The 9,233-nt window shown below is 61.8% G+C and carries 8 protein-coding genes; 5 read left to right on the top strand and 3 right to left on the bottom strand.

Annotated elements, in window-relative coordinates; genetic code table 11:
* The first annotated feature begins 146 nt into the window (after positions 1 to 146).
* Complete coding sequence (locus RHSP_RS02795) at positions 147 to 1,025, top strand: 3-hydroxybutyryl-CoA dehydrogenase (RefSeq protein ID WP_004108573.1); 879 nt, start codon at positions 147 to 149, stop codon at positions 1,023 to 1,025.
* Positions 1,026 to 1,143: 118 nt separating this feature from the next.
* Here the strand turns inward: RHSP_RS02795 and tlpA are convergent, their stop codons facing one another.
* A complete protein-coding gene (gene tlpA / locus RHSP_RS02790) occupies positions 1,144 to 1,809 on the bottom strand; it encodes a thiol:disulfide interchange protein TlpA (RefSeq protein WP_004108571.1) in 666 nt (221 codons plus the stop codon).
* A 23-nt stretch (positions 1,810 to 1,832) separates the two neighbouring features.
* On the opposite strand from tlpA, the gene argH reads away from it, so the two are divergent.
* From argH to RHSP_RS02770, 4 genes are all read left to right on the top strand, one after another.
* Positions 1,833 to 3,233 (top strand): argininosuccinate lyase, encoded by a 1,401-nt coding sequence (argH, locus tag RHSP_RS02785; protein WP_004108567.1) that lies wholly within the window; start codon positions 1,833 to 1,835, stop codon positions 3,231 to 3,233.
* 88 nt (positions 3,234 to 3,321) lie between these two features.
* Positions 3,322 to 3,516 carry an LPS translocon maturation chaperone LptM gene (gene lptM, locus RHSP_RS02780; RefSeq protein ID WP_037149300.1) on the top strand — a complete coding sequence of 65 codons (195 nt, stop codon included), beginning with the start codon at positions 3,322 to 3,324 and terminating at the stop codon, positions 3,514 to 3,516.
* Between the two features lie 13 nt (positions 3,517 to 3,529).
* On the top strand, positions 3,530 to 4,801 hold the full coding sequence (gene lysA, locus RHSP_RS02775; RefSeq protein ID WP_004108565.1) for a diaminopimelate decarboxylase: 1,272 nt from the start codon (positions 3,530 to 3,532) through the stop codon (positions 4,799 to 4,801).
* Positions 4,802 to 5,154: 353 nt separating this feature from the next.
* Positions 5,155 to 7,893 (top strand): TIGR02302 family protein, encoded by a 2,739-nt coding sequence (locus RHSP_RS02770; protein WP_004108562.1) that lies wholly within the window; start codon positions 5,155 to 5,157, stop codon positions 7,891 to 7,893.
* Positions 7,894 to 7,968: 75 nt separating this feature from the next.
* On the opposite strand, the gene RHSP_RS02765 is transcribed toward RHSP_RS02770, so the two are convergent.
* Positions 7,969 to 8,328, bottom strand: coding sequence for a response regulator (locus tag RHSP_RS02765; RefSeq protein WP_004108560.1), 360 nt, complete (start codon positions 8,326 to 8,328; stop codon positions 7,969 to 7,971).
* Between the two features lie 159 nt (positions 8,329 to 8,487).
* Positions 8,488 to 9,036: a hypoxanthine phosphoribosyltransferase gene (hpt, locus tag RHSP_RS02760; protein WP_004108557.1), complete on the bottom strand. Its 549-nt coding sequence runs from the start codon at positions 9,034 to 9,036 to the stop codon at positions 8,488 to 8,490.
* Between the last annotated feature and the right edge of the window lie 197 nt (positions 9,037 to 9,233).

Raw genomic sequence — 9,233 nt, 5'->3', positions numbered from 1 at the left:
GCGCCGATTATTTTTCTCGCAGTTGCGAGAGACTGGAAAATCGTCTCTTATAGGTCTATCAATCTCTGCCGGGCTAGAAATGGCCCGGCAGATTTGTGGTTAAGAGCATAGCGCACCGCCAAGAGCGCGCCGCCGGGGAGTTGGCAATGAGTTCGCTGAAGACGATCGGTATTATTGGCGCGGGCCAGATGGGCTGTGGGATCGCCCACGTATCCGCCATGGCCGGCTACAAGGTCCATATCTACGATCTGTCGCAGGATCGCATCGAAAGCGGGCTTGCCACCATCAACGGCAACCTCGCCCGGCAGGTCACCTCCGGCAAGACCAGCGACGAGGACCGCAAGGCGGCGCTTGCCCGCATCACCGGCTCGAACGATCTCAACGATCTCGCCCAGGTCGATCTCGCCATCGAAGCTGCGACCGAGGATGAAAACGTCAAGCGCAAGATCTATTCCCAGGTCTGTCCGGTTCTGAAGCCTGAAGCGCTTCTGGCCACGAATACCTCGTCGCTGTCGATCACCCGGCTGGCTTCCGCCACCGACCGGCCGGAACGCTTCATGGGCATTCACTTCATGAATCCGGTGCCGGTGATGAAGCTGGTGGAGCTGGTGCGCGGCATCGCGACGGACGAATCCACCTTCTCCACTGCCAAAGAATATGTCAGCTCGCTGGAAAAGACGATCACCGTCGCGGAAGACTTCCCGGCCTTCATCGTCAACCGCATCCTGCTGCCGATGATCAACGAGGCTATCTACACGCTCTATGAAGGTGTGGGCACGGTCGACGCGATCGATACCGCGATGCGGCTCGGCGCCAACCATCCGATGGGACCGCTGCAGCTCGCCGATTTCATCGGCCTCGATACCTGCCTGTCGATCATGCAGGTGCTGCACGACGGGCTCGCCGATTCGAAGTACCGCCCCTGCCCGCTGCTGGTGAAATATGTCGAAGCCGGCTGGCTCGGCCGCAAATCCGGCCGCGGCTTCTACGACTATCGCGGCGAAGTGCCGGTTCCGACACGATAGCCTTATCGGCGCCCTTGAGGCCGACCCTAATCCTTCGAGACTCCGGCCTTTGGCCTGCGCACGTCAGGATGAGGGCGGAGCAGCCTTTCAAGCGCAGATGATGAGCCAGCAAGGCCGCTTAGATCCCTGCCGCCGCCTTCACCAGCTTCTTCGCATCCTCGCTGTCCCAGGCAGCCGGGCCGTTCATCGCTGAAATCAGGCAGCCCTTGTTGTCGATCAACAGGGTCACCGGCAGGCCGAAAGCCAGCCCCTGCTTTTTCAGCACATTGAAGACGCCCATGGTGCTGTCGCGGTAGTAGCCGAGCCCGTCGATGGCATATTCCGTGCGGAAGGCCTTGGTCTTTTCCTCGTCGCCCGTGTCGATGTTGATGGCAACCACCTCGAACTTGTCGCCACCGACACTCTTCTCGAGCGCGTTCAGCGCCGGCATTTCCTCGCGGCACGGCACGCACCACGTCGCCCAGACGTTCAATAGCAGGGTTTTGCCGGAGAAGCTGCCGATCGACAGCGGCTGCCCGTCGGCACCCTTGAAAGAGACATCGCGAAGCGAGATCGGCGCCGGCGGCACGCTCATGGCGGCGACCTGTCCCTTGGTAAACGGCGTCAGAGCCGCGGCGCGATCCTTTGCCGTCTTGCATTGATCGGCCGACGCCGTTTCACCAACGCCATTGCCATACCCGGCCTCCTTCACGTATACCGCTGCCGCACCGGCAATAATCCCAGCGACGGCGGCAAGTACAACGAGTTTCATGGACGGCAGACCGAACGGCTTCTTTGCTGTCATTTCATTCTCCAGGTGGGCATCTCATGACTGACGGCACGGACACCAAATCCTCCAACCAGATGTGGGGCGGACGTTTCGCTTCCGGCCCCGCGGCGATCATGGAGGAGATAAATGCCTCGATCGGTTTCGACAAGAAGCTGTTTGCGCAGGATATCCGCGGCTCAATCGCGCATGCGAGCATGCTCGCCCATCAAGGCATCATTTCAGCCGAGGATAAAGACAAGATCGTTCACGGTCTGAACACGATCATGTCAGAGATCGAGAGCGGCAATTTCGAGTTCTCCCGCCGCCTCGAGGACATCCACATGAACGTCGAGGCACGGCTGGCGACCCTGATCGGCCCGGCTGCCGGCCGTCTTCACACCGCCCGCTCGCGCAACGACCAGGTGGCGCTGGATTTCCGCCTCTGGGTGAAGGAAGAGCTGCAGAAGTGCGAGCAAGCGCTGACCGAACTGATCGCAGCCTTCCTCGACCGCGCTGAGGAACACGCCGAAACCGTCATGCCCGGCTTCACCCATCTTCAGACGGCGCAGCCTGTCACCTTCGGCCATCACTGCATGGCCTATGTCGAAATGTTCGGCCGTGACCGCTCGCGCGTGCGCCACGCCATCGAGCACATGGACGAATCGCCGATCGGCGCTGCAGCCCTTGCTGGCACCGGTTTCCCGATCGACCGCCACATGACGGCCAAGTCGCTCGGCTTCCGCGAACCGACCCGCAACTCCATCGACACCGTCTCCGACCGCGATTTCGCCCTCGAATTCCTGTCGATCGCCGCCATCGCCGGCATGCATCTGTCGCGGCTTGCCGAAGAGATCGTCATCTGGTCGACGCCGCAATTCGGTTTCGTGCGCCTGTCCGACGCCTTCTCCACCGGCTCGTCGATCATGCCGCAGAAGAAGAACCCGGATGCGGCCGAACTCGTGCGCGCCAAGACCGGCCGTATCAACGGCTCGCTGGTGGCACTGCTGACCATCATGAAGGGCCTGCCGCTCGCCTATTCCAAGGACATGCAGGAAGACAAGGAACAGGTCTTCGACGCGGCTGAAAGCCTGGAACTCGCCATTGCCGCCATGACCGGCATGATGCGCGACATGACGATCAACACTGCCCGCATGAAGGCCGCCGCCGGTTCCGGCTACTCGACCGCGACCGATCTCGCCGACTGGCTGGTGCGCGAGGCTGGCCTGCCCTTCCGCGACGCACACCATGTTACCGGCCGCGCCGTGGCGCTCGCTGAAGGCAAATCCTGCGAGCTGGCGGAACTGTCGTTGGAAGACTTGCAGGCGATCCACCCCGCCATTACCGACAAGATTTTCGATGTCCTGACGGTCGAGGCCTCGGTCGCCAGCCGCAAGAGTTTTGGCGGCACCGCGCCTTCGGAAGTCCGCAGGCAGATCGCCTTCTGGCGCGCCCGCAACTGAGAAGACGCACTCAAACAATCAGGGTGCACAAGACGCGGAAACTTCGCTAAGAAGGGTAACTTTCGCGTTTGCGCCCAAGAGGATTTCGATGCAAATCAACATGCCGCATATCATCCGCCTGACCGTGGTACTTTCGGTCATCGGCCTTGCCGTCGTCGGATGTGGCCGCAAAGGCGAACTTGACCCACCAAGTGCAGGCGCGACCAAGGGCGGCGACGCAAGAAAGCCGACCAAGCAGCCAGGCACCGAGGACAAGAAGTTCTTCCTCGATCCGCTTCTCTAATTAGGCATCGGCCGTGAACCATTTTCAGTATCGTGACGGTATCCTCTACGCCGAGGATGTTCCGGTTCCAGAGATCGCCAAGGCGGTCGGCACCCCGTTCTATGTCTATTCGACCGCGACGCTGGAGCGACATTACCGGGTCTTCTCCGAAGCCTTCGGCGATGTCGACGCCATGGTGTGCTACGCCATGAAGGCGAATTCCAACCAGGCGGTGCTGAAGACGCTCGGCCGCCTTGGCGCCGGCGTTGACGTTGTCTCCGTAGGCGAGCTGCGCCGCGCACTGGCCGCCGGAATCCCGGCAAGCCGCATCATGTTTTCCGGCGTCGGCAAGACGGCGCAGGAAATGGACGTTGCGCTCGAAGCCGGCATTTACTGCTTCAACGTCGAATCCGAACCGGAACTGGAAGTGCTGAACCAGCGCGCCGTGCGCGCCGGCAAGGTGGCCCCCGTTTCCTTCCGCATCAATCCCGATGTCGATGCCCGCACGCATGCGAAGATCTCGACCGGCAAGAAGGAAAACAAGTTCGGCATTTCCTGGGAGCGGGCCCGCGCCGTCTACGGCCGCGCCGCCAGCCTGCCGGGCATCAAGGTTACCGGCATCGACATGCATATCGGCAGCCAGATCACCGAGCTGCAGCCCTTCGATGACGCCTTCAAGCTGCTGCGCGATCTTGTGGAAACCCTGCGCGGCGACGGTCACGACATCCATCACGTCGATATCGGCGGCGGTCTCGGCATCCCCTATCGCGATGACAACAATCCGCCGCCCCTGCCGGAAGCCTATGCCCAGATCGTCAAGAACCAGCTGCGCGGCCTCAATTGCCGGATCGTCACCGAGCCCGGCCGTCTGATCGTCGGCAATGCCGGCATTCTGGTGACCGAAGTCATCTATGTGAAGGATGGCGGCGACAAGACTTTCGTCATCGTCGATGGCGCGATGAACGACCTGATCCGCCCCACGCTCTACGAGGCCTATCACGAGATCCGTCCGGTAGCGATCGGCGATGCCAACGCGCCGCGCATCAAGGCCGATGTGGTCGGCCCGGTCTGCGAGACCGGCGACTATCTGGCGCTCGACCGCGACATGGCGATGCCGAAGCCCGGAGACCTTCTGGCCGTCAGCTCCGGCGGCGCCTATGGCGCCGTGCAGTCCGGCACCTACAACAGCCGGCTGCTGGTTCCGGAAGTGCTGGTCAAGGGCAGCGAATTCCACGTCATCCGCCCGCGCGGCACCTATGAAGAGCTGATCGCGCTGGATTCGGTTCCTGCCTGGCTCGAGGGATAATCGTCTTCGCCTGTGCATGCCGGCGAAGGCGGGCAGTCACGCCCGCCCCTTCGCCAGCGATCACGTTTCAGCGAAGTTTGATGAAAAAACAGCCTTTGGAGCTGCTTGCCCTCGTCTTCGCCACAAAGAATGCTATCCTTTTTCGAACGGTGTCTCGTCGGGCGCCGCAAGCCTGGAGGTATGGGACGTCCGGCCAAAACGCCCAACGGCAACTACAGCATGTCGTGCAAAAGTGTTTCGCGGTTTTGCGATAACGACATGCAAAAGATCAAAGGCCTAAAGCGCAGGACGCGAAACTGAAGCATCGTGACGCGCTTTGGCCATCAACGTCAGATCGGGAGAAGACCGGACCGATGACCAGCCCCAGCAACCCTAAGAAGGGGGCTTTCGCTACCCATCCGGCGCTGGCGCGCATGGTTGCGGTCAAGCGCTTCCTTGCCCGGATCGTGCTGGTCTCCGAGCAGGTTCTGCCGCGGCTACTGCTGCCGGCGTCCATTCTTGCCCTATTCCTGTCGGCCGCCTGGTTCGGCATCTTCCGCATCGCGCCGGATATCCTGCACTATTTGCTGATTGCCGCCTTCGCCATCGGTTTCGCCGTTTCCCTCAATCCGCTGCGCCGCCTGCGCTGGCCAAGCACCGGCGAAGCCGATCGCCTGCTGGAGGAGCGCAATGGCCTTGCGCACCAGCCGGTTGCCGTTCAGGAGGACGAGCCCGCGCTCGACACTCCCTTTGCCCGTGCGCTTTGGCGCGAGCATCAGACCCGCATGGCGGAACGCATCGCCGCCTTGGATGCAGGCCTCCCCCGGCCGGATATCGCGCGCTACGACCGCCTTGCCCTGCGCGCCGTTCCGGCACTGCTACTGGCGACGGCCTTCAGCTTTTCCATGTCGAACAGCGGCGGCTCCTTGAGCGACGTCTTCACGGCGCCGGCCTCCACTGCGAGCAATCCGGATGTCCGCGTCGATGCCTGGGTCACGCCGCCCTATTATACGGGCGAGCCACCGGTCTACCTGACCGGGAATGTCGCCAACGCCGGCGACAGCCTCAACGTGCCGCAATTCTCGGAACTCACCGTGCGTGTCACCGGTGCATCGACCGATGAAAAGGTCCTATTCCGGGCAGCCGGCACGGATAAGAGCGTCGAGATTCAGGAACAGGCCGCCGATGCCGACAAGCAGGCGGCTCCGGCGGCCAATGGCCCCACGGCGGAACAACCGAAAGCCACTGGCAATGCCAATTCGCCAACCGCCGATGGCATGATTGCCCGCACTCATGTCCTGAAACTTGAAAAAGGCGGCGCACTCGCCGTCAACGGCAGGTCCTGGTCCTTCAATGTGATCGCCGACAAGCCGCCGGAGATCGCCTTTGACGGCATTCCGCACGCAACCGCCAACAGTGCACTGGAGCTTGGCTTCAGGGTCAAGGACGATTACGGCGTTGAGGAAGCGCACGCCGAGATCGTGCCTGTCGATCCGGATGCGGCCGCGATGCCGCTCTATGGGTTGCCGGAATATAAGCTGGACATTCCTCGTCGCGACCGCCGCAACGGCAAAGGTCTCGCAAGCCGCGACCTGACGCAGGATCCGCTTGCCGGCAGGCGCGTCCGCATTACCCTCGTCGCCAGGGACGGCGCGGGCCAGACCGGCCGCAGCGCGCCCTACGAAATGGTGATGCCGTCGCGCAATTTCAGTCAGCCGCTGGCTGCCGCCGTCGCTGAAGAGCGTCAGGTCTTCGCGCTTGATACCCGCAGGATGCCGGAGGCGATCGCGCTCAACAAGTCGCTGACCATCCGCCCGGAAGAGACCATTCCCGATCTCGGCAATTTTCTGGCGATCAAATCGGCGCTGACGCGCATGAAGCTCGCAAGCTCTCAGGCCTCGCTGAAGGATACGGCCGACTATCTCTGGCAGATCGCGCTAGGCATGGAAGATGCGCAGCTGACCGATGCGGAAAAAGCCCTCCGCGATGCTCAGCAGAAGCTCTCCGACGCCCTGCAGCGCAATGCTTCCGACGCAGAGATCAAGAAGCTGACAGACGAACTCCGCAAGGCGATGAACACCTATATGAAGGAACTGGCGGAGCGCATGCGCAACATGCCGGCCCAGCCCAACCAGCGCTCGGCCAACATTCTGCGGCAGCAGGATCTGCAACGCATGATGGATCAGATCGAGAATCTCGCACGCTCCGGCAATCGCCAGGCGGCGCAGCAGATGCTGTCCGAACTGCAGCAGCTGATGAACAGCCTTCAGGCCGGCAAGCCTCAGCCCGGGCAGCAGCAGAGCCAGGCAAATGACAAGATGCGCGAGCAGATGGACAAGCTCGGCCACATCATGCGCGATCAGCAGAAGCTGATGGATCAGACCTTCAAGCTCGATCAGGCCATGCGCGACCGCATGCAGCGCGGCGACCCCAACGAAGATGGCGACGGCCTTATGGACCAGCCGCTACCCAACCTCGGCGATCCGATGCGACCGGATATGGGCCAGCGCAATCAGGGCCAGCAGGATCAGCAGCAGGGCCAGAACCAGCGGGGCCAAAAGGGCACGGATCCGACCGATGGCATGACGGCCGACCAGCTGCGCGACGCGTTGAAACAACTGCGCCAGCAGCAGGACGATCTTGGCAAACAGCTCGGCGAACTCCAGAAAAGCCTGGGTTCGCTCGGCATGAAGCCGAACCAGAATTACGGCAAGGCACAGCGGGAAATGAAGGGCGCGTCAGGCCAGCTCGCCGAGGGTAACGGCGAAGGCGCCGTACAGGGCCAGGGTCGCGCACTGGACGCCCTGCGCAAGGGCACCCGCGACATGATGAACCAGCTCATGGCGCAGATGCAGCAGCAGGGGCAAGGCCAGGGGCAGGGCCAGATGCCGGGGCAAATGGGCCAAAGCAATCAGAATGGCCGCGATCCGCTCGGCCGGTCGCGCGATACCGGGGGTCTCATAGATACTCCTGATGAGAACATGGTGCCGGACATCATCAAGGCAGAGCGCGCGCGCCAAATTCTGGACGCCATTCGCGAACGGCTGAGCAACAATCCCGCATTCACCGAGGAACGACGCTATCTGGAGCGTCTGCTGAATCTGGCTCAGTAAGACCGAGCAAGACCTGTCCGCACTTAACCAGGATGGAGCCAGCACGGGAACAAGCGTGCTGACCAAGGATCAATTTCAGGCGGCCAGTGCACGCGCAACGGCCTTGCGGATATCGGGAAGTGCGAAGGGCTTGGCGACGACATCAACGATCTTTTCCATGAGATCGTCGGCGCGCTCGCGCTGTTCGGCGTAGCCGGTCATCAGCAGGATCTTCATGCCTGGGCAAGCCGAATGGGCCTGATGCGCAAGCTCGATGCCGTCCATGACAGGCATGCGGATGTCCGAGAGCAGCAGGTCGTAGCCGCCCGCCTTCAGCTTCTCCAAACCTTCGGCGCCGTCGGCTGCCTCCTCTGTCTCGTGACCGTCCAGGCGCAATGCGCGCGCGACGAAGGTGCGAAGAGAATCTTCGTCTTCCGTGATCAGAATTTTTGCCATGGCCCAATGCTCCTGGTCCGTCATGTTCCGCGACCGAAATCACCAGAATTCCGTTTGCGATAGGTAAACGACGGGAGGGCGATGGGCTCCGTGGTTAACGAGTGGTGATCACTGGAGCAGAATGGGACAGCCGGTTCGGCTGTCCGCATTAACGCAAATTTACGCGTCGGCGTCGCCGGTGACAACGCCCACGAAGGGCAGCTCGCGGAAGGCATAGGCGACGTCCATGCCGTAGCCGACGACGAAGTAATCGGGGCATTCGAAGCCGACATAATCGGCCTCCAGCTCTTCCTGGCGCTTGACGCTCTTGTCCAGAAGGACGGCCAAAGTGACGTTGCGGGCGCCGCGCTCATAGAGCAGTTCCTTGGCGAAACGCAGCGTGCGGCCTGATTCCAGGATATCGTCGATCAGCAGAACGTCGCGACCCTTCACATCGCTGTCGATGTCCTTGACAATGCGCACGCCCTGCGAAACCGTGCCGGCGCCATAGCTCGAAAGGGTGATGAACTCGACCTCCGGGGCAAGCCCGGTCTCATGCAAGGCGCGCAACAGATCAGCCGCGAAAATGAAGGAGCCCTTGAGGACTGCGATGACGAGGAGATCCTTCGTCGGTCCGCTTGCGATTTCCTTCGCCATGGCGTGATTACGCTCGGCAATCTGTTCGGCAGTGAAAAGCGGCTCGATATTCTTCCCGCGTACGACAGGCATTGATTGGCATGCTCCATGGCTGCGCGGCCCTTGGCCGCCGATCAAGCTGTAGCCCGTAGCACAATCAGCAAGCCCGACACACCCCCATAGTCGGATGATTTGAGGCCGATTCGACCTAAAATCTCAATCCGCTCTGGAATCGAATAGCTAGAGCATGACGTCGCCCGAAATCCCCTGACACTTTTCGGCATCGTGCT

Origin of the sequence: Rhizobium freirei PRF 81 (genome assembly GCF_000359745.1) — a bacterium.
Taxonomy (GTDB): domain Bacteria; phylum Pseudomonadota; class Alphaproteobacteria; order Rhizobiales; family Rhizobiaceae; genus Rhizobium; species Rhizobium freirei.
Note: the sequence above shows the minus strand (reverse complement) of the source record. Positions and strands in the feature narration are given on the sequence as shown.